The organism is Streptomyces sp. NPDC101178, from assembly GCF_044767965.1.
Lineage (GTDB): Bacteria > Actinomycetota > Actinomycetes > Streptomycetales > Streptomycetaceae > Streptomyces.
Map to the genome: position 1 here is coordinate 185833 of NZ_JBIWOZ010000007.1, position 22116 is coordinate 207948.

Consider the following 22116-nt stretch of genomic DNA (forward strand, 5'->3'; position numbering starts at 1 on the left):
CAGAGCCGCCCTCCTGCAGTCCCGAAGGACGTACCTGTCATGGCCGCTACCCCGGAACAGCCTGCGACCACCACGCCGCGCCGCAAGGCCGGACGCCACCGTGGCGAGGGTCAGTGGGCCGTGGGCCACCACACCCCCCTCAACGGGAACGAGCAGTTCAAGAAGGACGACGACGGTCTCAACGTACGGACACGTATTGAGACGATCTACTCCAAGCGCGGCTTCGACTCCATCGACCCCAACGACCTGCGCGGACGCATGCGCTGGTGGGGTCTCTACACCCAGCGCAAGCCCGGCATCGACGGCGGCAAGACGGCCGTGCTGGAGCCGGAGGAGCTGGACGACAAGTACTTCATGCTGCGCGTCCGGATCGACGGCGGCCGGCTGACCACGCGGCAGCTGCGGGTGATCGGTGAGATCTCCCAGGAGTTCGCGCGCGGGACCGCCGATCTCACCGACCGGCAGAACGTGCAGTACCACTGGATCCGGATCGAGGACGTGCCGGAGATCTGGCGGCGGCTCGAAGAGGTGGGCCTCTCCACCACCGAGGCCTGCGGTGACACGCCCCGCGTCATCCTCGGCTCCCCGGTGGCGGGCATCGCCGAGAACGAGATCATCGACGGCTCCCCCGCCATCGACGAGATCCAGCGCCGCTTCATCGGCAACCCCGACTTCTCCAACCTGCCGCGCAAGTTCAAGTCCGCCGTCTCCGGCTCGCCGCACCTGGACGTGGCGCACGAGATCAACGACATCGCCTTCGTCGGCGTGAACCACACCGAGCACGGCCCCGGCTTCGACCTCTGGGTCGGCGGCGGCCTCTCCACCAACCCCAAGCTCGGGGTGCGGCTCGGCGCCTGGGTGCCGCTGGACGAGGTGCCGGACGTGTACGGCGGGGTCATCGGGATCTTCCGTGACTACGGCTACCGGCGGCTGCGCACCCGCGCCCGGCTGAAGTTCCTGGTCGCGGACTGGGGCGCGGAGAAGTTCCGCCAGGTCCTGGAGGACGAGTACCTGAAGCGGAAGCTGGTCGACGGCCCGGCGCCCGAGCAGCCCGCGCAGACCTGGCGCGACCACCTCGGGGTGCACCGGCAGAAGGACGGCCGCTTCTACGTCGGCTTCGCCGCGCGGGTGGGCCGGGTCGACGGCTCCACGCTCACCAAGATCGCGGAAGTGGCAGAGGCGCACGGCTCCGGCCGGGTGCGGACCACCGCCGAGCAGAAGATGATCGTGCTGGACGTGGCCGAGGAGCAGGTCGCCTCCCTGGTCGCCGGCCTGGAGGCGCTGGACCTCAAGGTCACGCCGTCCCCGTTCCGGCGCGGCACGATGGCCTGCACCGGCATCGAGTTCTGCAAGCTGGCGATCGTCGAGACGAAGGCGCGCGGCGCCTCGCTCATCGACGAACTGGAGCGCCGCATCCCGGAGTTCGACCACCCGATCACCATCAACATCAACGGCTGCCCGAACGCCTGCGCCCGCATCCAGGTCGCGGACATCGGCCTCAAGGGCCAGTTGATGCTGGACGGCGACGGCAACCAGGTCGAGGGCTACCAGGTGCACCTCGGTGGCGCGCTCGGCCTGGAGGCCGGGTTCGGCCGCAAGGTCCGTGGCCTGAAGGTCACTTCGGCCGAGCTGCCGGACTACGTCGAGCGGGTGCTCGGCAGGTTCCAGGAGGAGCGCGAGGACGGTGAGCGCTTCGCGACCTGGGCGGCGCGCGCCAGTGCGGAGTCGCTGTCATGAGCGAGCGAGCCGCCCCGTTCCACTGCCCGTACTGCGGCGACGAGGACCTGCGCCCCAACGAGACCGGTCACGGCGCCTGGGAATGTGCCTCCTGCAACCGTGCGTTCCAGCTGAAGTTCCTGGGCCTGCTGGCCCGGGGCGTCCAGCGCAACGACGGTGAAGGGGACCGGACATGACGGACACTCTGATCAGTGGTGAGCTCACCGACCGCGAACTCCAGGAGCTGGCCGAGCGCGCGGGCCGGGAGCTGGAGGAGGCCTCCGCCACCGAGATCCTGAAGTGGGCCACCGACACCTTCGGGCCGCGCTTCTGCGTCACCTCCTCCATGGAGGACGCCGTGGTCGCGCACCTGGCCTCGCGGGTGCTGCCGGGGGTCGACGTGGTCTTCCTGGACACCGGCTACCACTTCCCGGAGACCATCGGGACGCGGGACGCGGTGGACGCGGTGATGGACGTCAACGTCATCACGATCACCCCGCGGCAGACCGTGGCCGAGCAGGACGCGGAGTACGGCGAGAAGCTGCACGACCGCGACCCCGACCTGTGCTGCGCGCTGCGCAAGGTGAAGCCGCTGGAGGACGGCCTGACCGCGTACGCCGCGTGGGCGACGGGGCTGCGCCGTGACGAGTCCCCGACCCGGGCGAACACCCCGGTCGTCGGCTGGGACGCCAAGCGCCGCAAGGTGAAGGTCTCCCCGATCGCCCGCTGGACCCAGGACGACGTGGACGCCTACGTGTTGGAGCACGGGGTGCTCACCAACCCGCTGCTGATGGACGGTTACGCCTCCGTCGGCTGCGCGCCCTGCACCCGCCGGGTGCTGGAGGGCGAGGACGCACGGGCCGGCCGCTGGGCCGGACGGGGCAAGACCGAATGCGGGCTGCACGGCTGATGACGACTGATCAGGAGAGTTCGATGAGCGTGACGGAGACGGGAGCCACGATCTGGCTCACCGGTCTGCCGAGCGCGGGCAAGACCACCATCGCGTACGAGCTGGCGGGCCGGCTGCGGACCGAGGGCCACAAGGTGGAGGTGCTCGACGGCGACGAGATCCGGGAGTTCCTCTCCGCGGGGCTCGGCTTCTCCCGCGAGGACCGGCACACCAACGTGGCCCGCATCGGATTCGTCGCCGAACTCCTCGCCGCCAACGGCGTGAAGGTGCTCGTCCCCGTCATCGCCCCGTTCGCCGACAGCCGCGAGGCGGTCCGCAAGCGGCACGCCGCCGAGTCCACCACCTACCTGGAGGTGCACGTGGCGACGCCCGTCGAGGTGTGCTCCGTACGGGATGTGAAGGGCCTCTACGCCAAGCAGGCGGCCGGCGAGATCAGCGGTCTCACCGGGGTCGACGACCCCTACGAGGCGCCCGAATCGCCCGACCTGCGCATCGAGTCGCACCAGCAGACCGTGCAGGAGTCAGCGGCGGCGCTCCACGCGCTGCTCACCGAGAGGGGCCTGGCGTGAGTGCCGTCACCACCACCGTGTCCGGGGACACCGCGAACCCGTACGCGCTCAGCCACCTGGACTCCCTGGAGTCCGAGGCGGTCCACATCTTCCGTGAGGTGGCGGGTGAGTTCGAGCGGCCGGTGATCCTGTTCTCCGGCGGCAAGGACTCCATCGTGATGCTGCACCTGGCGCTGAAGGCGTTCGCGCCGGCGCCGGTGCCGTTCACGCTGCTGCACGTGGACACCGGGCACAACTTCCCGGAGGTCCTGGAGTACCGCGACCGTACGGTGAAGAAGCACGGACTGCGGCTCCACGTCGCCTCCGTGCAGGAGTACATCGACGCCGGAAAGCTCCGCGAGCGCCCCGACGGCACCCGCAACCCGCTCCAGACCGTGCCGCTCACCGAGGCGATCCAGCAGCACCGCTTCGACGCGGTGTTCGGCGGCGGGCGGCGCGACGAGGAGAAGGCGCGCGCCAAGGAGCGGGTGTTCTCGCTGCGCGACGAGTTCTCGCAGTGGGACCCGCGCCGCCAGCGGCCCGAGCTGTGGCAGCTGTACAACGGCCGGCACGCGCCCGGTGAGCACGTCCGGGTCTTCCCGATCTCCAACTGGACCGAGCTGGACGTCTGGCAGTACATCGAGCGCGAGGGGATCGAGCTGCCGGAGATCTACTTCGCCCACGAGCGCGAGGTCTTCAACCGCAACGGCATGTGGCTGACCGCCGGGCACTGGGGCGGCCCCAAGGAGCACGAGGCCACCGAGACCCGTCTCGTGCGCTACCGCACGGTCGGCGACATGTCCTGCACCGGTGCCGTCGACTCCGACGCCACCACGCTGGACGCCGTGATCACCGAGATCGCCGCCTCCCGGCTCACCGAGCGGGGCGCGACCCGCGCCGACGACAAGATGTCCGAGGCCGCGATGGAAGACCGCAAGCGCGAGGGGTACTTCTAACCATGACCACACCCATCCTCTCGGCCGAGCAGCTGTCGGCCACCACCCTGCTGCGCTTCGCCACCGCCGGGTCCGTCGACGACGGCAAGTCCACCCTCGTGGGCCGGCTGCTGCACGACTCCAAGTCGGTCCTCACCGACCAGTTGGAGGCCGTCGAGCAGGTGTCGCTGAGCCGTGGCCAGGAGGCGCCGGACCTGGCGCTGCTCACCGACGGGCTGCGGGCCGAGCGCGAGCAGGGCATCACCATCGACGTCGCCTACCGCTACTTCGCCACCGCCCGCCGCCGGTTCATCCTCGCCGACACCCCGGGCCATGTGCAGTACACCCGGAACATGGTGACCGGCGCCTCCACCGCCGAGCTGGCCGTGGTCCTGGTCGACGCCCGCAACGGGGTCGTCGAGCAGACCCGCCGCCACGCCGCCGTCGCCGCGCTGCTGCGCGTCCCGCACGTGGTCCTGGCCGTCAACAAGATGGACCTGGTCGACTACGCGGAGCCCGTGTTCGCCGCCATAGCCGAGGAGTTCACCGCGTACGCCGCATCCCTCGGCGTCCCGGAGATCACCGCGATCCCGATCTCGGCGCTGGCCGGGGACAACGTGGTGGAGCCGTCCGCGCACATGGACTGGTACGGCGGGCCGACCGTCCTGGAGCACCTGGAGACGGTCCCGGTCAGCCACGACCTCACCGCCTGCCACGCGCGCTTCCCGGTGCAGTACGTGATCCGCCCGCAGACCGCCGAGCTCCCGGACTACCGGGGGTACGCCGGTCAGATCGCGGCCGGGGTCTTCCGGGTCGGCGAGGCCGTCTCCGTACTCCCGTCCGGGCGTACCACCACGATCACCGGTATCGACGCGCTCGGCGAGAGCGTGGACATCGCCTGGGCGCCGCAGTCGGTGACGCTCCGGCTGGCCGACGACATCGACATCTCGCGCGGCGACCTGATCGCCCCGGCCGCCGATGTGCCGCCGGTGACGAGGGACGTCGAGGCGACCGTCTGCCATGTGGCGGACCAGCCGCTCTCGGTGGGCCAGCGGGTGCTGCTCAAGCACACCACCCGTACGGTCAAGGCGATCGTCAAGGACATCCCGTCGCGGCTGACCCTGGACGACCTCTCCCAGCACCCGGCGCCCGGGCAACTGGTCGCCAACGACATCGGCCGGGTCGTCGTGCGCACCGCCGAGCCGCTCGCGCTCGACGCGTACGAGGACTCGCGGCGCACCGGCTCGTTCCTGCTGATCGACCCGGCCGACGGGACGACGCTGAGCGCCGGCATGGCGGGCGCCGCGTTCGCCGCGGTCGCCGAAGCCGTCGCGCAGGCCGCCGACGACGACGCCGAATGGGACTTCTGATGACCGGTGACTTCTTCTCGACCTTCGCGAAGGAGGGCGGCCGCGTGGGCAGCGGCGCGCTCGGCAGCGGCCAGGGAGGCGTGGGGCGATGTGCGTGATGACGTACGCGCACCGCTCGCGCGCCCTGAACCCCCCGCACCCGTACCGCCGAAGACCTGCCGACCTCCCGGCCGCGCCCCCCTGACCAGCAGCGGGACGCGAGTACCGGGCCAACGAGAGGAAAGCCTCCCGTGCCTGCCCACCGTTCCACCGTTCGCCGTTCGATAGCCGCCGTCGCGGCCCTGCCGCTGCTCGCCCTGGCGGCCACCGCCTGCGGTTACGGCTCCGACGCCCAGGACGACGACGCGAAGAAGGCGAACGTCTCCAGCGGGGAGAAGAAGCTCTCCGCGGACACCGTGAAGATCGGCTACTTCCCGAACCTCACGCACGCCACCGCCCTGGTCGGTATCCAGGAAGGCACCATCCAGAAGGAGCTGGGCGGCACCAAGGTCGAGTCCACGACCTTCAACGCGGGCCCCTCCGAGATCGAGGCGCTGAACGCCGGATCGATCGACATCGGCTTCATCGGCCCCTCCCCCGCCATCAACGCCTACGTCAAGTCCCAGGGCAAGGGCCTGCGGATCGTGGCAGGTTCGGCCTCCGGCGGCGTGAAGCTGGTCGTCAACCCGAAGAAGATCAAGACGCTGGACGACCTCAAGGGCAAGCGGATCGCGACCCCGCAGATCGGCAACACGCAGGACGTGGCCTTCCTCAACTGGATCTCCGAGAAGGGCTGGAAGGTCGACCCGCAGAGCGGCAAGGGTGATGTCTCCGTGGTCCGCTCGGACAACAAGGTGACGCCCGACGCCTACAAGTCCGGTTCGCTGGACGGGGCGTGGGTCCCGGAACCGACCGCCTCGAAGCTGGTCTCCGAAGGTGCGAAGGTGCTCCTGGACGAGAAGGACCTGTGGCCGGACAAGAAGTTCGTGATCACGCACATCATCGTGTCGCAGAAGTTCCTCGACCAGCACCCGGACGTCGTCGAGGCCGTGGTCAAGGGCTCGGTCTCCACCAACAAGTGGATCAACGCCAACCCGGAAGAGGCCAAGGCCTCCGCCAACAAGGCGCTGGAGAAGCTGAGCGGCAAGCCGCTGCCCCAGGAGATCCTCGACCCCGCCTGGGAATCCGTCGAGTTCACCGACGACCCGCTGGCCACCACGCTCAAGACCCAATCGGAGTTCTCGGTGAAGGCCGGTCTGCTGGAGAACCCGAAGCTGGAGGGTATCTACGACCTGGGCCCGCTGAACAAGATCCTCAAGGCTGAGGGTCTGACCGAGGTCTCCGACGCCGGTCTCGGCGTCAAGTAGCCAACCCGTACAGGACCCAGGATTCCCAGGAGGTGACGACCATGGCGACCACCACCCTCACCAAGGCCGAGGACCGTACGACGGTCGAGCACGCCGCCCGTCTCTCGCACGTCTCGAAGTCCTTCGCCGGACCCACGGGGCAGCAGCTCGTCCTGGACGACATCACCCTCGATGTCGCTCCGGGTGAGTTCGTCACCCTCCTGGGAGCCTCCGGGTGCGGAAAGTCGACGCTGCTCAATCTGGTGGCCGGACTCGACCGCCCGTCCGCGGGGTCCATCGAGACCCCCGGCGGGCGGCCGGCCCTGATGTTCCAGGAGCACGCCCTCTTCCCGTGGCTGACCGCGGGCAAGAACATCGAACTGGCCCTGCGGCTGCGCGGGGTCCCCAAGTCGGAGCGCCGCACCGAGGCCGAGCGGCTGCTCGAACTCGTCCGTCTCGGCGGCGCGTACGGCAAGCGGGTGCACGAGCTGTCCGGCGGGATGCGGCAGCGGGTCGCGATGGCCCGCGCTCTCGCGCAGGACAGCCAACTGCTGCTGATGGACGAGCCGTTCGCGGCGCTGGACGCCATCACCCGCGATGTGCTGCACGATGAGCTGACCCGGATCTGGCGCGAGACGAACGCCTCGGTCCTCTTCGTCACGCACAACGTGCGCGAGGCCGTACGGCTCGCGCAGCGCGTCGTGCTGCTCTCGTCCCGGCCGGGCCGGATCGCCCGGGAGTGGACGGTCGACATCGAGCAGCCGCGCCGTATCGAGGACACCGCCGTGGCGGAGCTGTCCGTCGAGATCACCGAAGAACTGCGTGGGGAGATCCGCCGACATGGCCAGCACTGACATCACGTCGCGTCGGGAACGGCCGGACGCGGCGGCCGGGCCGGTCGACGCGAAGCCGGACGACCTGGCCGGCCTGGAGGCCGGTCTCGACGCCTTGGACGCGGTGCAGATCCGCCGCACGCCGGTCCGCGAGGTCCTGCAGAGCAAGGTGCTGCCGCCCGTCGTGGCGGTGGCGCTGGTCCTCATCGTGTGGGAGCTGCTGGTCCGCGCCGAGGTCACCGAGGTCTACAAGCTGCCGCCGCCGTCAGCGGTGTGGGACAGCGCCAAGGAGATGTGGCTCAAGGGCACGCTCCTGGAGGTCGTCTGGACCAGCGTCTCGCGCGGTCTGCTCGGCTTCCTCCTGGCGGTGGCCATCGGTACGCCGCTGGGGCTGCTGGTCGCCCGGGTGAAGCTGGTCCGGGCGGCGATCGGGCCGATCCTGTCCGGGCTGCAGTCGCTGCCGTCGGTCGCCTGGGTGGCCCCGGCGGTCATCTGGCTCGGGCTGAACGACAGCATGATGTACGCGGTGATCCTGCTCGGCGCGGTGCCCTCGATCGCCAACGGGCTGGTCTCGGGCGTCGACCAGGTGCCGCCGCTGTTCCTGCGGGCGGGCCGTACGCTGGGCGCCACCGGCATCCGCGGGACCTGGCACATCGTGCTGCCGGCCGCGCTGCCCGGCTATCTGGCGGGCCTCAAGCAGGGCTGGGCGTTCTCCTGGCGCTCGCTGATGGCCGCCGAGATCATCGCCTCATCCCCCGAACTGGGCCTGGGTCTGGGTCAGTTGCTGGAGAACGGCCGCAGCAACTTCGACATGCCCGGGGTCTTCCTCTCGATCCTGCTCATCCTGTTCGTCGGCATCGCGATCGACCTGCTGATCTTCAGTCCGCTGGAGCGGTGGGTGCTGCGCAGCCGCGGTCTCCTCGTCAAGAACTGAGTCGCGCCATGTCCCACCCCGTCCTCCTCGTCATCGCCCACGGCAGCCGCGACCCTCGGCACGCCGCGACCGTGCACGCTCTCACCGAGCGGGTACGGGAGCGGCGGCCGGGGCTGCGCGTGGAGACGGCGTTCCTGGAGTTCAACGCCCCCTCCGTGCCCCGGGTGCTGGAGCGCCTGGCCGCTGGGGGGGCAGACGAGGTCATCGCCCTGCCGCTCCTGTTGACCCGGGCGTTCCACGCCAAGACCGACATCCCGTCGGTCCTGCGCGAGGCCCGCGCCCGGCTGCCGAGGCTGCACATCCGCCAGGCCGACGTCCTCGGCCCGTCCCCGCTGCTCAACGCCACGCTGGAGCGGCGGCTGCGGGAGGCCGGGGTCCGCCCCGGCGACCTCCCCCGGACCGGGCTCGTCCTGGCATCGGCGGGATCCACGGACCCGGAGGCGATCGCAGTGATCGCTGAAATCGCGCGGGAGCTGCGGCACACCGGTTGGTGCGCCGTGCGGCCTGCGTTCGCCTCCGCATCCCTTCCCCGTACCGAGGACGCGGTACGGGCCCTGCGGGCCGAGGGCGCGGAGCGGGTGGCGGTGGCACCGTACGTCATCGCGCCCGGCCGTCTCCCGGACCGCATCGCGGCGGGCGCCGAGGCGGCCGGTGCGGACGTACTGGCCGATGTGCTGGGCCCGGCACCGGAGTTGGCGCGGCTGCTGCTGGAGCGGTACGACGAGGCGCGGGTGCTGGTGGGAGCGTCGCCGCTGTCGGCGTGAGGGGCCTTGCGGGTCACTCGTAGGACAGGCCGCCCGAGCGGGCCCGCTTGAGCTCGAAGAAGCCCCGGTGGCCCGCGAGCACCCGGAAGCCGTCGAAGAGTTCGGCCGCCTCGTCGCCACGCGGGATCGCGTTCAGGACCGGGCCGAACCAGACCGTGCCGTCGATGTGGATCGTCGGTGTGCCCACGTACGCGTCCTGCTCCGGGTCCTTGCCCGCGTCATGGCCGCGGGCCACCTCTTCGTCGTACGCCGTGGAGTGCGCGGCCTCCAGCAGCTCGGCAGGCAGGCCCAGTTCGGCCAGGGAGGCGGCGATGACCGCGTCGAAGTCCTCCTCCTCGCGCTGGTGGATACGGGTGCCGAGCGCGGTGTAGAGGTCCCGCAGGACCTCGTCGCCGTGGGCTGCGGCCGCGGCGACGGCGACCCGGACCGGGCCTATCGACTTGTCGACCAACGCGCGGTACCAGGAGGGCAGTTCGTTGCCCTGGTTGTGCAGGTACAGGCTCATGGGGCGGAAGCGGAGGTCGAGGTCGCGGCGCTGCTCGACCTCCAGGATCCAGCGGGAGGCGATCCAGGCGAACGGGCAGGCGGGGTCGAAGAAGAAGTCGACGGTGGTGCGGTCGCGGGTGCTCATGGATGCGAGCGTAGAGCGCGATTGGCGCAGACTGCTGGGCCAATCGTGATCCGGTGCGGTGGGCCATTCATCGTGGCGGCAGCCCTCAGGCGAGCGTCTTCCGCGGCTCCTCCGGCTCCGGGGTGTGGTGGCGGCCGACCGGGATCACCAGCGGGGTCCGGCTCACCGGGTCCGTGGTCACCTGGCAGCGCAGGCCGAAGACGTCCTCGACGGTCTCGGCGGTGATCACGTCGGCGGGGGCTCCCTCGGCGACGATGCCGCCCTTCTTCATCGCGATGACGTGGTCGGCGTACCGGCAGGCCTGGTTGAGGTCGTGGAGGACCATGACGATCGTGCGTCCCTCGCGCCGGTTGAGGTCCACTACGAGGTCCAGGACGTCGATCTGGTGGGCGAGATCGAGGTACGTCGTCGGCTCGTCCAGGAGGAGGACCGGGGTCCCCTGGGCGACGGCCATGGCGATCCAGGCGCGCTGACGCTGGCCGCCGGAGAGCTCGTCCACCGCGCGGTCGGCGAGGTCGGTGGTGCCGGTGGCGGCCAGCGCGTCGTGCACCGCCTGCTCGTCCGCCTTGGTCCACTGCCGCCACCACGTCTGGTGCGGCGAGCGGCCCCGGTTGACCAGGTCGATGACGGTGAGGCCCTCGGGCGCGACCGGCGACTGCGGCAGGATGCCGAGCTGCTGGGCCAACTCCCTGGTGGGGATGGCGTGCAGGGCGCGGCCGTCCAGGCTGACCACTCCCGCGCGCGGGGCCAGCAGCCGGGCCAGGGCGCGCAACAGGGTCGACTTGCCGCAGGCGTTGGCGCCGACGATGGCGGTGATCCGGCCCGGCGGGACCGCCAGGTCGAGGCCGGTGACGACGGCACGGTCGTCGTAGCCGAGGTGCAGGTCCTTCGCCCTCAGGTCGGGTTCGGCGGTGGACATCGGTCAGCCTCCTGAGCCCGCGCGGTTGACGCGGATGAGCAGCCAGAGCAGGACCGGGGCGCCGAGCACTCCGGTGACGATCCCGACCGGCAGTTCGGTGCCGGGGATCAGTTCGCGTGCCAGGACGTCGGACGCGAGGACGATGGCGGCGCCGGTGAGTCCGCCGGCGAGCGGCGGCGGCCAGGCCGTACGGCAGAGCCGCTGCGCGATCTGCGGGGCGGCGAGCGCCACGAACGCGATCGGCCCGGCCGCCGCCGTGGCGAAGGCGACCAGGCCGACGCCGGTGAGCAGGACGGTGAGCCGGACGGCCTGGACGCGGGTGCCGAGCCCCTTGGCGACGTCGTCGCCGAGTTGCAGCGTACGCATCAGCCGGCCGATCAGCAGGGCTGCGGGCACCAGGACGACGAGGGAGGCGGCGAGCGGCGCGGCCTGCTGCCAGTCGCGGCCGTTGAGGTTGCCGACGAGCCAGCCGAGCGCGGCCTGCGCCTGGAAGCGGCCGCCCCGGGCGAGCAGGAAGTCGGTGACGCTGAGGCAGATCCAGGAGACGCCGATGCCCACGAGGATGATGCGGTAGCCGGTGGTGCCGCGCCGCCAGGCGAGCCCGTAGACGAGGAGGGCGCTGGCGAGGGCGCCGAACAGGCCGAGGGCCTGGGTGCCGAGGCCGAAGTCCCAGCCGAGGACGATGCCCGCGACGACGGCGGTTCCGGCGCCCTGGGTGAGGCCGATCATGTCGGGGCTGGCGAGCGGGTTGCGGGTCATCGTCTGGAACAGGGCGCCGGACATGCCGAACGCGATCCCCGCGAGCAGCCCGGTCATGGCGCGGGGCAGCCGCAGTTCCTGGACGACGAGGAGGGTGCCGGGGTCGCCGGAGCCGGTCAGGGCGCGGGCGACGTCGGTGAGCGGGATGCCGTACTCACCGATGGAGACGTTCCAGCACAGCGCGACGAACACGGCGACGACGAGTGCCGTGCAGACGGCGATCTGCCGGGGTCGCAAGGTGCCGGAGACCGGCGGGAAGGCCAGGCGGAAGGGGCGGGCCGCGGTCCTGGCGGCCGGGCTCTTCTCCGTACGGAGGGAGCCGGTGGTCTTCCCCGTGCGGAAGGATTCGGTGGACACGGTCATACCTCCGCGAGCCGGCGTCGGCGGACCAGGGCGATGAAGAACGGGCCGCCGATGAAGGCGACGATGATCCCGGCCTGGACCTCCACGGGCCGGGCGATCACCCGGCCGAGGATGTCCGCGCCGAGCAGCAGCCCGGCGGCCAGCGCGGCCGAGAGCGGCAGCAGCCAGCGGTGGTCCGGGCCGAGTCCGGCCCACTGCGCGAGCACCCGGGCGACGTGCGGGACGACCAGGCCGATGAAGACGACGGGCCCGATCACCGCGACCGCCGCACCGGTGAGCAGGGTCACGGCGACGACGCCCTGGAGGCGTACGAGGCCGAGCTTGCGGCCGAGCGATGCGGCCACGTCGTCGCCGAGCGCGAGGCTGTTGAGGGCGGGAGCGCCCGCCACCGCGAGGAGGGCGCCGAAGCCGAGGAAGGGCAGGATGCGCAGCACGGTGGAGGCGTCCTGGTTGGCGAGCGAGCCGGCCGACCAGAAGCGGAACCGGTCCAGGGCGGCCGGGTCGGTGAGGACGATCGCGCTGGTCAGCGAGGAGAGTACGGCGGTGACGGCGACCCCCGCGAGAGCCAGCTTCACCGGTGTGGATCCCGAACGCCCCATCCGCCCCAGGAGATAGACGACGATGCTCGCCGCCATCGCTCCGGCGAACGCGAACCAGATGTAGCCGAGCAGCGAGCCGATCCCCGCGACCCCGGCGGCGAGCACGATGGCGAACGCGGCCCCGGCGCTCACGCCGAGGATGCCCGGGTCGGCCAGCGGGTTGCGGGTCAGCGCCTGCATCACACAGCCGGAGAGTCCGAGCGCCGCACCGGCGGCCAGACCCAGGGCCGTACGCGGCACGCGCACCGACCAGATCACATCCGCGATCCGGGGCCCGGTCGGCCGGCCGAGGAGCGCCTTGAGCACGTCACCGGGCGGGATCTGGAGGGCGCCGAGACCGAGCGAGAGCAGGCAGAGCACCACCAGCACGGCGGCGAGCACGACCGCGAGCAGGGCGGGGCGCCATCGGGCGGGGCGGGTCACGGGGCTGGCTCCACGGTCCGGTTCCTCATGGCTGGGGTGGGCGGCCGCCCCGCCGACGCGGGGCGGCCCAGAAGGGGGCAGGCGTCAGGACGCGGGGTGGACGACCTTCGTGTCCGTCTTGCCGTCGACGGCGGCCGACAGCATGGGGACCAGGCGGTCGACGGTGTACGGGATGCTCAGCGGGGTCACGAAGGAGATCGCGCTGCCGAAGTGGCTGCTCTCCTTGATCATGACCTCGCGGCCTTCCTTGACCGCGTCGAGCTTGCCGTACAGCGGGTCGGCGTGGAGCTTGTCGGCGTCCTTGGCCGGGTCGGTGACGATCCAGGCGACGGCGTCCGTGTCGAGGAGGTCGGTGCGCTCCTTGCTGATGTTGGCGCCGAACGCCTCGCCGACGACCTTGTCGAGGCCGGCCGGGAGCTGGAAGCCGAGGCCGGTCAGCACGCGGGAGCGGTTGTCCTGCGGGCCGTAGACGTACATGCCCTCGTACGGGGTCGCCATGACGGCGGTCTTCCCCTTGAACTCGGGGTGCGCGGCCGCGGCGTCGGCGATGTGCTTCTCGGTCTTCGCGACCAGGTCCTTCGCCTCGTCGCTCTTGCCGAGGGCCTTGCCGACCTGTGTGGTCTGGTCCTGCCAGGAGATGCCCCAGTCCGCGCCCTCCTTCGGCTGGGCGACGACCGGGGCGATCTTGGAGAGGGTGCGGTACTGGTCCTTGGTGAGGCCCGAGTACAGCGCGAGGATCAGGTCGGGGCGGAGCGAGGCGATCTTCTCGACCTGGGGGCCGGTGCCGTCGTCGTGCAGGACGGTGGGCCGCTCCTTGTCGCCGAGCGCCTTCTCGGCCCACGGGCCGATGGCGCCCTTGAACTCGCCGAACCACTCGGTCGTGCCGACCGGCACCTTGCCGAGGGCGAGGACCGCGTCCTGGTCGGAGAGGCCGACGGTGACGATGCGCTGGGGGTCGTTCTTGACGGTGGTGGTGCCGTACTTGTGGTCGAGGGTGACCGGGAAGGCACCCTTCGCCGCGGTGTCGCCGGACGGCGCGGCCTTGTCGTCGCTCTCGCCGGACCCACAGGCGGCGGCTCCGAACAGCAGCAGGGCGGACGCGGCCACGGTGGTCAGCCGGGTGCGCTGGAACATGCGGGACATGGCGGTTTCCTTCGGGACGGTGGGTGTGCCGGGGGCGGCGTGGGGGTCAGAGGTGAGGTGCGGCGCGGCTGCCGGACCAGGCGTGCCAGAGGGTGGCGTACGGGCCGTCGGCGGTGCGCAGTTCGTCGTGGGTGCCGCTTTCGACGACCCGGCCGGCCTCCAGCACCACGATCCGGTCGGCGGCGACGGCCTGGGTGAGGCGGTGGGCGACGACGAGTGCGGTGCGGCCGGCGAGGGCCGCCTCGGCGGAGCGCTCCAGCGTCCGGGCGCCGGCGCTGCCCGCCTCGGCGGTGGCCTCGTCGAGGACGGCGACCGGCGGGTCGGCCAGGACGAGCCGGGCGAGGGCGAGTTGCTGGGCTCGGGCCGGGTCCAGGCGGTGGCCGCCTTCGCCTACGACGGTGGCGAGCCCGTCGGGCAGGGCGTCGGCCCACTCCAGGGCGTGCACGGTGGTGAGGGCGGTGCGGAGGTCGGCGTCGGTGGCGTCGGGGCGGGCGAGGCGGAGGTCCTCGGCGAGGGTGCCGGTGAAGACGTGGACCTCCTGGGTGACCAGGACGACGGAGGGGGCTGTCTTTCCCTCCGCCACAAAGACCGTGCCTCCCGTCGGCTGCTGGACGCCCGCCACGATGCGGGCCAGAGTGGATTTCCCGGCGCCGCTCGTGCCGACGAGCGCCACGTGTTCGCCCGCGCGGAGGGTGAGGGAGACGTCGTGGAGGACGGTGCGGCCGGGGCCGTACGCGTGGCTCACGGCGTCGACGGTGACGGCCGCCGTGCGTTCCGGCCTCTGGTGCGGCAGCCGTACGGCGCTCTCCTCGAGATCGGTCACGCCGACCAGCCGTGCCAGTCCGGCCGCCGCCGACTGGGCCTCGTCGAGGAGTACGAGAGCGGCGTTGACGGGTCCGAAGAGGCTGTGGAAGTAGAGGGCGGCGGCCGTCGCCGTACCGATGGAGACGGAGCCGTCGCGGACCAGGAAGAACCCGGTGACCAGCACGGCGGCCAGGCCGATGTACTCCGCGATGTGCAGTCGCGCGTAGAAGCCGAGCACGAGGTGGACGCTGCGCATGGTCAGCTCGACGGCCTTGCGCGAGCGCGCCGCGCTCTTCCCGGTGTGCTGCTCCTCCAGCCGGTGGCTGCGTACGGTCACCGCTCCGCCGATGGTCTCCAGGAGCTGTTGCTGCTGGGCGCCGTAGGCGACCCGCTGGTCGGCGTAGACGGTGACGGCGCGGCGTACGTACCACCGCGCCGTGAGCGCCTGGACCGGTACGGCGAGGAGCGCGGCGAGGAGGAACCGTACGTCCAGCAGGGCCATCGCGCCGAGGGTCAGCACGATCGCGAGGACCGAGCGGGCCATCTCCGGGAGCGCCGAGCGGACGGCTTCGGCGACCCGGGCGACGTCTCCGGTGACCCGTGCGGTGAGGTCGCCGGCGCCGGCGCGCTCCAGGCGGTCGGCGGGGAGGTGCAGGGCGCGCTCGATGAACTGTTCGCGGAGCCGGGCGAGGACGGTCTCGCCGAGCCGGGCGATCCGGGTCAGGCCGAAGGTGGTGGTGAGCCCCTGGACGACGGCGACCACGAGGAGCAGGACGACGGGCGGCGTCAGGGCGTCGGCGGAGCGGCCGTCGGCGACGATGTCGACGATGCGGCCCAGCAGCGGCTGGACGAGGAGCCCTACGGCGGTCGCGCCGACCAGCACGCCGAGGCCCAGGATCGCACGGCCCCGGTCCGGGCGGATCAGGGTGCGCAGGGCGGCGCGGGTGCGGGCGCCGGTGGCGATGGGGAGCAGCTCGGCGCTGTCATCCGCTCTATCCGATATGCCCGATGGAGTGGTCATGTGAGCACCGCCGAGCGGTAGACGGGATGGTCGCGTACGAGGTCCTCGTGCGGGGCCTCGGCGGTGACAGTGCCGCCGTCGATGAGGACGACCCGGTCGGTGGCGGCGAGGAGCGCCGGGCTGCTGGTGACCAGGACCGTGGTGCGGCCGGTGCGGGCGCGGCGGATGCCGGTGGCGATGCGGGCCTCGGTGGCGGCGTCGACGGCGGTGGTCGGGTCGTGGACGACAAGGACCGAGCGGTCGGCGGCGAGCGCGCGGGCCAGGGCGACGCGCTGGCGCTGGCCGCCGGAGAGGGAGCTGCCGCGCTCGCCGATCCGCCCGGAGGTACCGCCGGGCAGGGTCGCGGCGACCTCGTCGACGGCGGCGGCGTCCATGGCCGGCCGCGGGTCGGCTCCGGCGGGGGCGGCGGCCGTGACGTTGTCGAGAAGGGTGCCGTCGAAGAGCTGGGCGTCGTGCTCGGCCACCAGGAGCGCGGAGCGCAGGGCGGCGGGCGCGAGTTCGGTGACCGGGGTGCCGTCGAGCTCGATGTGTCCCCGGTCCGGGTCGCAGCGGCGGGCCAGGCAGTGCAGCAGGGTGGCGGCGTCGGCGGTGTCGGTGACGACGATGCCGAGGTGCTCGCCGGGCCGGACGGTGAGGTCGATTCCGTCGAGCCCGGCGTGGCCGAGGCCGTGCAGCCGCAGCTCTCCGGAAGCGGGGGTGGCGGGCTCCGCGGTGCCGCCGGTCGTCTCGCCGGGTGCGGCCAGCACATCGGCGATGCGGGCGGCGGAGGCGCGGGCCTTGGCGAGTTCGGCGCCGACCCAGGCCAGGACGGCGATCGGGCCGGGGAGGAAGAGGGCGAGGCCGACGGCGGAGACCAGGGCGCCGAGGCCGATGGAGCCGCTGAGCACCAGGCGTCCGCCGACGAGCGCGACCAAGGCGATGAAGGCGCCGGTGAGGGTGAGCATCAGGCCGGTCTGGAGTGCGGCGGCGCGGGCGGCGCGCACGTTGGCCTCGCGGGAGGCCTGGCTGGTGGAGCGGTACCGGGCGACGGCGGCGCGCTCGGCCCGGAGCCCCTTGAGTACGCGGACGCCGGCGACCAGGTCGGCGGCGACCCCGGAGGCGTGCGCGGCGCGTTCCTGTTCGGCCTGGCTGCGGTGTTCCAGCGGGCGGGCGAGGTAGTGGCCGAGCGCCATGAGGACCGGGGCGCCGATCAGGACGAGGAGGCCGAGCGGGACGGAGGCGCGCAGCAGGAGGACCGCCCCGGCGACGACGCCGACGACGGCGGCGATGCCGAGGGTGAGGGCCATGTTGAGGGCCCCGACCCGCCGGGCGTCCTCGGTGGCCACGTTGACCAGGGCGCCGGGCGGGCGTCCGGCCTCGGCGCCGCCGTGCGGGGCGAGGACGCGGCGTACGACGTCGAGGCGCAGCTGGTGCGCGGCCTGCTCGGCGGCGCGCTCACCGGCCCGGGCACCGAAGCGGAAGCCGTACGACAGCATCGCGTAGACCACGGCGAGGACGACCAGCCAGACGGCGAGAGCTCCCCCGTCGGGCCGGACCACCGCACGGTCGACGATGAGCCCGATGAGTACGGGGACGAGCGCTTCGCCGGTCTGATGGGCGGCGCCCAGCAGCGAACCGACGACGACGTCCCGGCGCTGCCCTGCGACGGCACGGCGTATGACACCGCGCCCGGACCTGTCAGCCCCCACCCACCTGCTCCTCGTAGCGTGTACCGGTCAGAGGAGAAGGGGCGAGTTCCGGCCACTCGTCTCCAGCCAAACGCAGGTAAGGCTAACCTGCATCCGACCCTTCCGGGACCCCCGCCCCCCCTGCGGGCCTCCGGCCGCGGGCGTCCGGCCCGACCGGTGGCCCCACGGCCCGGGGCAGGGGCCGTGGGACCGTGCGGGTCAGGCGGTGCCGGTGCGGCGGTGCCTGAGGAACCACCACAGACCGCCGGCCAGCGCCAGCACGGCGACGGCGATGCCGATCGGCAGGGCGGGCGACGAGCCGTCCTCCTCCGCCGCGGCCGTCGCCCGGTCCGACGGCGGCGGCTGCGCTGCCGCCGGCTCGGTGGCGGGCGGGGCGGACGGCGAGGGGGTCGCGGAGGTGGGGGTCGCGCTCGGGACGGGGGCGACCGGTTCGGCGCCCGGGGCCGCCGCCTTGAGCTCCAGCACCGGCGCGGAGTGCCCGTGCCCGCCGCCGCTGGACTCCTCCAGTTCGATCCAGCGGTCGACGCGCCCGTCGTCGTAGGTCTGGAGCGTCTTGAACACCAGCGACTTCGCGTCCGGCAGCTGCCGGACGACGACGGAGTACGTGACGTCCTCGCCGACGGCCGCGGCCGGTCCCGAGACGGTGAAGCCCTGCTCGGTCGGGTCGAGCTTCCAGCCGGTGGGGCCCTTTCCGTAGGTGACGTCGGCGGGAGTGATCCCCTTGGGCAGGAACACCTCCAGCTTGGTGATGCCGGCGGCGTCGGACTCGGTCGCCGCGTCGAAGTTCAGCGTGACGTTCTCGGCGAGCGCACGGGCGCCCTCGGACGCGACCTCCACATGGGCGGAGGCAGGCGTGGCGAGGACGAGGGTGGCGGCTATGGCGGCAGCGACGACGCCGGCGCTCCGGCGGCCGGTTCGCGCGCGTACGGAGGTGGACAAAGGGATCTCCCATGGCGATGTGACGGTGTGCGGGCACGCGGAAGCGCGCCCCGGGCGAGCGGCGCGGATCAGCGCGTCGCGGGAGGCCCCCGGCGTACCACCATGTGGTTCAGGATCGTGCGGTTGTACGGGGACGGCCGGGACCAGGCCCGTACCGGCCCGGTCCGGGGCCGCCGCCCGGGGAACGGACCCGCCGGGGCGGGCCGCCGTCCCAGCCAGCGGTCCAGCGTGCGGCCCAGCTGCCGGGCCGCGGTTCGGCAGGAGGCGTCCGCGCGCTGCATGCACCAGCCCACCAGGAGCGCGGCGACCGTGTGCGCGGCCGTCATCACCACGGCGAGGTGGTGATCCGCGTGCCAGGCCTGGTGGACGCCGGGTCCGCTGCCGTGCGGGTGCGTCCCGGGCGGCGCGGAGGCCGTACCGCTCTGTACGGCCGCGAAGAGCTGGTGCAGTACGGCCTGTCCGGCGCCGGTCGCCGCGAGCACCACGGGCAGAGCACGGCCCCGTCGCGCCGCGGGCCATCGCGCGACGGGCAGGGCGAGGAGGAACAGCGCCCCGGCCGCGAGTGGCACGGACCACCCCGGCACCCCGTGCCCGGAGGAGAGGTGGTGTGCGCAGAGCGCGAGGGCCGTGCCGGCCGCCGCGAAGACCAGGGACCGGACAGCGGCAACCGCCGCTCCGGCCCCGGGATCCCGGGCGGAGCGTCCGTCGCGTGTCTCTGCGGCCCTCGGCATGGCTGCCCCATCATGAGGCACGGCGGGTACGGTCCGTCAGCCCGTCGGGGAAGTCGGTGATCTCCCGAACTCGCCGCCGGCGGCCCGCCGGAGAGGATCGGATCTCCGGAGTGGCTCGGATCTCCGCGGTGACTCAGACCCTCGGAGCGGCTCAGACCCTCGGAGCGGCTCAGACCCTCGGGGCGGCTCAGACCTCCGCGAACGGGTCGTCGACGAACGGGGTCGCCTGGTGGAAGTAGAGCCGCCACCCCGCTCCGGTCAGCCGCCACAGGGAGCTGCGGTGGGAGCGCAGGCCCTTGGACTCCGTGTCGAGGGTGAGGTGGACCAGGTCCGAGCAGAGCTCCACGCCCCGCATCCGGGAGGCGGTCAGCGGGCCGGGGCGCGGGGCGTCGGCGGCGGTGAGCGCCGCGATGATCGTCTCTCGGTTCCAGAGCCGTCCACTGGTGCCGATCTCGCGGAACTCCGGGTGCAGCAGCGAGACGAGGAGGTCCGCGGAGGCGCGTACCACCGGGTCCAGCAGGCGCAGTTCGCCTTCGATGGCTGCGGCCACGGCGGGCGAAGGCTCAGACACGTGTCATCTCCACAAGTTTGGCCACGGTGTTCCAGTTGCGGGTGGTGGCGGTGAGGCCCTTGGTGAGCTGGGGACGCGCCAGAGCCGCGGCCAGCTTGGAGCGTCCGAGCCCGTCGGGGGCGTACAGGTAGACGCAGCGGTCACCGAGCTCGAAGGCCTCCGGCAGGTAGGCCGGTGCGTCGAAACCGGCGAGGCGTTCGGAGTCCATCGCCCGGTCGAGGTAGGTGACGTGGAGCTGCTTGCCCTCCAGCTCGGCGGCGGGGAACGGGCAGGCGTCGGCGACGGCGGCGAGATAGGCGCCGCTGCGGACGATGCAGTCGACGGAGAAGCCGAACCGCTCGCGGATCGCCTGCTCCAGGGCGGCGGCGAGCGCGTTCTCGTCCTGGTCCTCGCTGCGGAAGACGGCGTTGCCGCTCTGCAGATGGGTGGCGATGCCGGTGTGGCCCAGTTCGCCGAGCAGGGTGCGCAGTTCCGGCATCGGGACCCTCTTGTGGCCGCTCACATTGATCCCGCGCAGCAGAGCCGCGTACGTCGTCGTCATGGCCCCACACCCTAGGGGGTGTCCCTCCTGCGACGCGCAGCCGCCGCGCCCCGTGGGGGAGAGCGCGGCGGCTGCTGTGCGCGAGCGGGTGCCGGACGGGGGCGGTGGGGCGCCTCCGTCCGGCGGCGGTTCCTACTCGACGATCTTGAGGAGCTTGTTCGCCGTGCCCTCGGTCGCGTTGGAGATGGCGTCCGGGGTGGCTCCCTCGGTCAGCGCCGTGGCGACCGCCTCCGGGGTGGCGTCCGGGTTGCCGGCCAGGTAGACGGCGGCCGCGCCGACGACGTGCGGGGTCGCCATGGACGTACCGGAGATGGTGTTGGTGCCGGTGTCGCTGTCGTTCCAGGTGGACGTGATGTCCGAGCCCGGGGCGTATATGTCCACGACGGGGCCGAAGTTGGAGAACGAGGACTGCTCGTCGCCCTCCGTGGACGAGGCGACGGTGATCGCCTCGGGGACGCGGGAGGGCGAACCCTGGCCGGCGTCGCTGGACTCGTTGCCCGCGGCCACACCGAAGGTGATGCCGGCGGCGATGGCCTTCTGGACGGCCTCGTCGAGAGCCGGGTCGGCGCCGCCGCCCAGGCTCATGTTGGCGACGGACGGGCCGGACGCGTTGGCGGCGACCCAGTCGATCCCGGCGATGACCTGCTCGGTGGTGCCCGAGCCGTTGTCGTCCAGGACGCGGACACCGACGATCTTGGCCTTCTTGGCGACGCCGTGCGCGGCCCCGGCGATGGTGCCCGCCACGTGGGTGCCGTGCCCGTTGCCGTCGTCGGCGTCGTCGTCGTTGTCCACGGCGTCGAAGCCGGAGGTGGCGCGGCCCTCGAAGTCCTCGTGGGTGACGCGGACACCGGTGTCGATGACGTACGCGGTGACGCCCTCACCGGCGGCGTCGGGGTAGTTGTACGCGTTGTCGCCCGCGGTCTCGGTCTGGTCGACGCGGTCCAGACCCCACGACGGCGGGTTCTCCTGGGTGGCGTTGATGCTGAACTTCTTGTTCTGCACCACCTTGGCGACGGCCGGGTCGGCGGCGAGGCGCTTGGCCTCGGTCTCCGAAAGTCCGCTGGCGGAGAAGCCGTTGATGCTTGAGGAGTAGTTGCGCTGGAGCTTGCCGCCGTACTCCTTGGCGAGCTTCGACTTGTCCGCCTTCTCGCCCAGCATGACGATGTAGCTGCCGGAGACGGCGGTCTCTGCGTCAGCGCCGTAGACCGTGCCCATGGGAGCCGGTGCGGCTCCGGCGAACGAGGTTCCGAACAGGGTGACTCCGGCGGCGGCTGCCACGGCGGTGATCGCGGCGGTCAGCTTGGTCCGGCGAGTGAGGTTGCGCTGGTGCTTGGCCATGAAGAGGGGTCTCCTCGTCAATCTCTGTGGGGGGATTGACCTCCGGCCGGAAGATCTCCGGGGGTTGGCTCGAAACCCTGACCGATTGACGAGCGCAGATCAAGACCCCCTTGCAGCTGTGACTTACTCAACAAGGTTTCGTAACAAGAAATCGGCCAGGGCGGGCCACAACGGTCAGCGGCCGTCAACATGCGGGCGACAGAGGCGGGTCGGGGGTTCGCGAGGAGGGTCCCGGGACGGGGAACCGGCAGCTCAGAGGCGCTGACGACCCCTTCGCCCCGCCGCGAACCGCACCTCCGCACACCCGGCGC

Annotated in this window: 22 protein-coding genes; 10 read left to right on the forward strand and 12 right to left on the reverse strand. The window is 72.2% G+C overall.

Translation table 11 applies throughout. The annotated features are described in order from the left end of the window. Positions 1-39 precede the first annotated feature (39 nt). From ACIRR8_RS21290 to ACIRR8_RS21335, 10 genes are all read left to right on the forward strand, one after another. Positions 40-1737, forward strand: a complete 1698-nt coding sequence (locus ACIRR8_RS21290; RefSeq protein ID WP_404066980.1) for a nitrite/sulfite reductase — start codon at positions 40-42, stop codon at positions 1735-1737. Then, positions 1734-1913 (forward strand): hypothetical protein, encoded by a 180-nt coding sequence (locus ACIRR8_RS21295; protein ID WP_028418153.1) that lies wholly within the window; start codon positions 1734-1736, stop codon positions 1911-1913. Before ACIRR8_RS21290 ends, ACIRR8_RS21295 begins: the two co-directional genes overlap by 4 nt. Continuing rightward, positions 1910-2626, forward strand: coding sequence for a phosphoadenylyl-sulfate reductase (locus ACIRR8_RS21300; protein WP_404066984.1), 717 nt, complete (start codon positions 1910-1912; stop codon positions 2624-2626). Before ACIRR8_RS21295 ends, ACIRR8_RS21300 begins: the two co-directional genes overlap by 4 nt. A gap of 23 nt (positions 2627-2649) precedes the next feature. After that, on the forward strand, positions 2650-3195 hold the full coding sequence (cysC, locus tag ACIRR8_RS21305) for an adenylyl-sulfate kinase (protein WP_010059288.1): 546 nt from the start codon (positions 2650-2652) through the stop codon (positions 3193-3195). Then, positions 3192-4130 carry a sulfate adenylyltransferase subunit CysD gene (gene cysD / locus ACIRR8_RS21310; protein WP_404066989.1) on the forward strand — a complete coding sequence of 313 codons (939 nt, stop codon included), beginning with the start codon at positions 3192-3194 and terminating at the stop codon, positions 4128-4130. Before cysC ends, cysD begins: the two co-directional genes overlap by 4 nt. A gap of 2 nt (positions 4131-4132) precedes the next feature. Continuing rightward, complete coding sequence (locus tag ACIRR8_RS21315; protein WP_404066992.1) at positions 4133-5479, forward strand: sulfate adenylyltransferase subunit 1; 1347 nt, start codon at positions 4133-4135, stop codon at positions 5477-5479. Between the two features lie 230 nt (positions 5480-5709). Then, positions 5710-6825 (forward strand): ABC transporter substrate-binding protein, encoded by a 1116-nt coding sequence (locus tag ACIRR8_RS21320; RefSeq protein ID WP_404066995.1) that lies wholly within the window; start codon positions 5710-5712, stop codon positions 6823-6825. A gap of 41 nt (positions 6826-6866) precedes the next feature. Further along, entirely contained in the window at positions 6867-7658 is a 792-nt protein-coding gene (locus ACIRR8_RS21325) for an ABC transporter ATP-binding protein (protein WP_326702872.1), read from the forward strand. After that, a complete protein-coding gene (locus ACIRR8_RS21330; RefSeq protein ID WP_404066999.1) occupies positions 7645-8571 on the forward strand; it encodes an ABC transporter permease in 927 nt (308 codons plus the stop codon). The genes ACIRR8_RS21325 and ACIRR8_RS21330 overlap by 14 nt, the downstream gene beginning before the upstream one ends. Before the next feature lie 8 nt (positions 8572-8579). Beyond that, positions 8580-9335, forward strand: a complete 756-nt coding sequence (locus ACIRR8_RS21335) for a sirohydrochlorin chelatase (protein WP_404067002.1) — start codon at positions 8580-8582, stop codon at positions 9333-9335. Positions 9336-9348: 13 nt separating this feature from the next. Here ACIRR8_RS21335 and ACIRR8_RS21340 read toward each other — a convergent pair whose 3' ends face one another. The 12 genes from ACIRR8_RS21340 to ACIRR8_RS21395 form a co-directional block, all read right to left on the reverse strand. Next, on the reverse strand, positions 9349-9966 hold the full coding sequence (locus ACIRR8_RS21340) for a DsbA family protein (RefSeq protein WP_404067005.1): 618 nt from the start codon (positions 9964-9966) through the stop codon (positions 9349-9351). An 85-nt stretch (positions 9967-10051) separates the two neighbouring features. Continuing rightward, positions 10052-10885 carry an ABC transporter ATP-binding protein gene (locus tag ACIRR8_RS21345; protein ID WP_404067008.1) on the reverse strand — a complete coding sequence of 278 codons (834 nt, stop codon included), beginning with the start codon at positions 10883-10885 and terminating at the stop codon, positions 10052-10054. Between the two features lie 3 nt (positions 10886-10888). Further along, positions 10889-12007: a FecCD family ABC transporter permease gene (locus tag ACIRR8_RS21350; protein WP_404067011.1), complete on the reverse strand. Its 1119-nt coding sequence runs from the start codon at positions 12005-12007 to the stop codon at positions 10889-10891. Next, positions 12004-13029 carry a FecCD family ABC transporter permease gene (locus tag ACIRR8_RS21355; protein ID WP_404067014.1) on the reverse strand — a complete coding sequence of 342 codons (1026 nt, stop codon included), beginning with the start codon at positions 13027-13029 and terminating at the stop codon, positions 12004-12006. Before ACIRR8_RS21355 ends, ACIRR8_RS21350 begins: the two co-directional genes overlap by 4 nt. An 84-nt stretch (positions 13030-13113) precedes the next feature. Further along, on the reverse strand, positions 13114-14172 hold the full coding sequence (locus ACIRR8_RS21360; RefSeq protein ID WP_404067017.1) for an iron-siderophore ABC transporter substrate-binding protein: 1059 nt from the start codon (positions 14170-14172) through the stop codon (positions 13114-13116). Between the two features lie 46 nt (positions 14173-14218). Next, positions 14219-15997: an ABC transporter ATP-binding protein gene (locus ACIRR8_RS21365; RefSeq protein ID WP_404067020.1), complete on the reverse strand. Its 1779-nt coding sequence runs from the start codon at positions 15995-15997 to the stop codon at positions 14219-14221. Continuing rightward, positions 15994-17685: an ABC transporter ATP-binding protein gene (locus tag ACIRR8_RS21370; RefSeq protein ID WP_404067023.1), complete on the reverse strand. Its 1692-nt coding sequence runs from the start codon at positions 17683-17685 to the stop codon at positions 15994-15996. Before ACIRR8_RS21370 ends, ACIRR8_RS21365 begins: the two co-directional genes overlap by 4 nt. A 198-nt stretch (positions 17686-17883) precedes the next feature. Beyond that, positions 17884-18624 (reverse strand): DUF1775 domain-containing protein, encoded by a 741-nt coding sequence (locus tag ACIRR8_RS21375; protein WP_404067027.1) that lies wholly within the window; start codon positions 18622-18624, stop codon positions 17884-17886. Positions 18625-18692: 68 nt separating this feature from the next. Continuing rightward, the gene (locus ACIRR8_RS21380; protein WP_404067030.1) at positions 18693-19355 is read right to left on the reverse strand and encodes a hypothetical protein; all 663 of its coding nucleotides are present in this window, start codon (positions 19353-19355) and stop codon (positions 18693-18695) included. 187 nt (positions 19356-19542) lie between these two features. Continuing rightward, positions 19543-19926 carry a DUF4440 domain-containing protein gene (locus ACIRR8_RS21385; RefSeq protein WP_404067032.1) on the reverse strand — a complete coding sequence of 128 codons (384 nt, stop codon included), beginning with the start codon at positions 19924-19926 and terminating at the stop codon, positions 19543-19545. Beyond that, entirely contained in the window at positions 19919-20467 is a 549-nt protein-coding gene (locus ACIRR8_RS21390) for a DUF1697 domain-containing protein (RefSeq protein ID WP_404067035.1), read from the reverse strand. Before ACIRR8_RS21390 ends, ACIRR8_RS21385 begins: the two co-directional genes overlap by 8 nt. 132 nt (positions 20468-20599) lie before the next feature. Next, positions 20600-21805, reverse strand: a complete 1206-nt coding sequence (locus ACIRR8_RS21395) for a S8 family peptidase (RefSeq protein WP_404067037.1) — start codon at positions 21803-21805, stop codon at positions 20600-20602. Between the last annotated feature and the right edge of the window lie 311 nt (positions 21806-22116).

Bases quoted from the DNA above. Each gene is read 5' to 3' on its own strand.
- ACIRR8_RS21340 (WP_404067005.1), bottom strand. From the start codon at position 9,966: ATGAGCACCCGCGACCGCACCACCGTCGACTTCTTCTTCGACCCCGCC.
- ACIRR8_RS21390 (WP_404067035.1), bottom strand. From the start codon at position 20,467: ATGACGACGACGTACGCGGCTCTGCTGCGCGGGATCAATGTGAGCGGC.
- ACIRR8_RS21330 (WP_404066999.1), top strand. From the start codon at position 7,645: ATGGCCAGCACTGACATCACGTCGCGTCGGGAACGGCCGGACGCGGCG.
- ACIRR8_RS21395 (WP_404067037.1), bottom strand. From the start codon at position 21,805: ATGGCCAAGCACCAGCGCAACCTCACTCGCCGGACCAAGCTGACCGCC.
- ACIRR8_RS21295 (WP_028418153.1), top strand. From the start codon at position 1,734: ATGAGCGAGCGAGCCGCCCCGTTCCACTGCCCGTACTGCGGCGACGAG.
- ACIRR8_RS21380 (WP_404067030.1), bottom strand. From the start codon at position 19,355: ATGCCGAGGGCCGCAGAGACACGCGACGGACGCTCCGCCCGGGATCCC.
- ACIRR8_RS21290 (WP_404066980.1), top strand. From the start codon at position 40: ATGGCCGCTACCCCGGAACAGCCTGCGACCACCACGCCGCGCCGCAAG.
- ACIRR8_RS21365 (WP_404067020.1), bottom strand. From the start codon at position 15,997: ATGACCACTCCATCGGGCATATCGGATAGAGCGGATGACAGCGCCGAG.
- ACIRR8_RS21350 (WP_404067011.1), bottom strand. From the start codon at position 12,007: ATGACCGTGTCCACCGAATCCTTCCGCACGGGGAAGACCACCGGCTCC.
- ACIRR8_RS21300 (WP_404066984.1), top strand. From the start codon at position 1,910: ATGACGGACACTCTGATCAGTGGTGAGCTCACCGACCGCGAACTCCAG.
- ACIRR8_RS21325 (WP_326702872.1), top strand. From the start codon at position 6,867: ATGGCGACCACCACCCTCACCAAGGCCGAGGACCGTACGACGGTCGAG.
- cysC (WP_010059288.1), top strand. From the start codon at position 2,650: ATGAGCGTGACGGAGACGGGAGCCACGATCTGGCTCACCGGTCTGCCG.
- ACIRR8_RS21360 (WP_404067017.1), bottom strand. From the start codon at position 14,172: ATGTCCCGCATGTTCCAGCGCACCCGGCTGACCACCGTGGCCGCGTCC.
- ACIRR8_RS21335 (WP_404067002.1), top strand. From the start codon at position 8,580: ATGTCCCACCCCGTCCTCCTCGTCATCGCCCACGGCAGCCGCGACCCT.
- ACIRR8_RS21345 (WP_404067008.1), bottom strand. From the start codon at position 10,885: ATGTCCACCGCCGAACCCGACCTGAGGGCGAAGGACCTGCACCTCGGC.
- ACIRR8_RS21315 (WP_404066992.1), top strand. From the start codon at position 4,133: ATGACCACACCCATCCTCTCGGCCGAGCAGCTGTCGGCCACCACCCTG.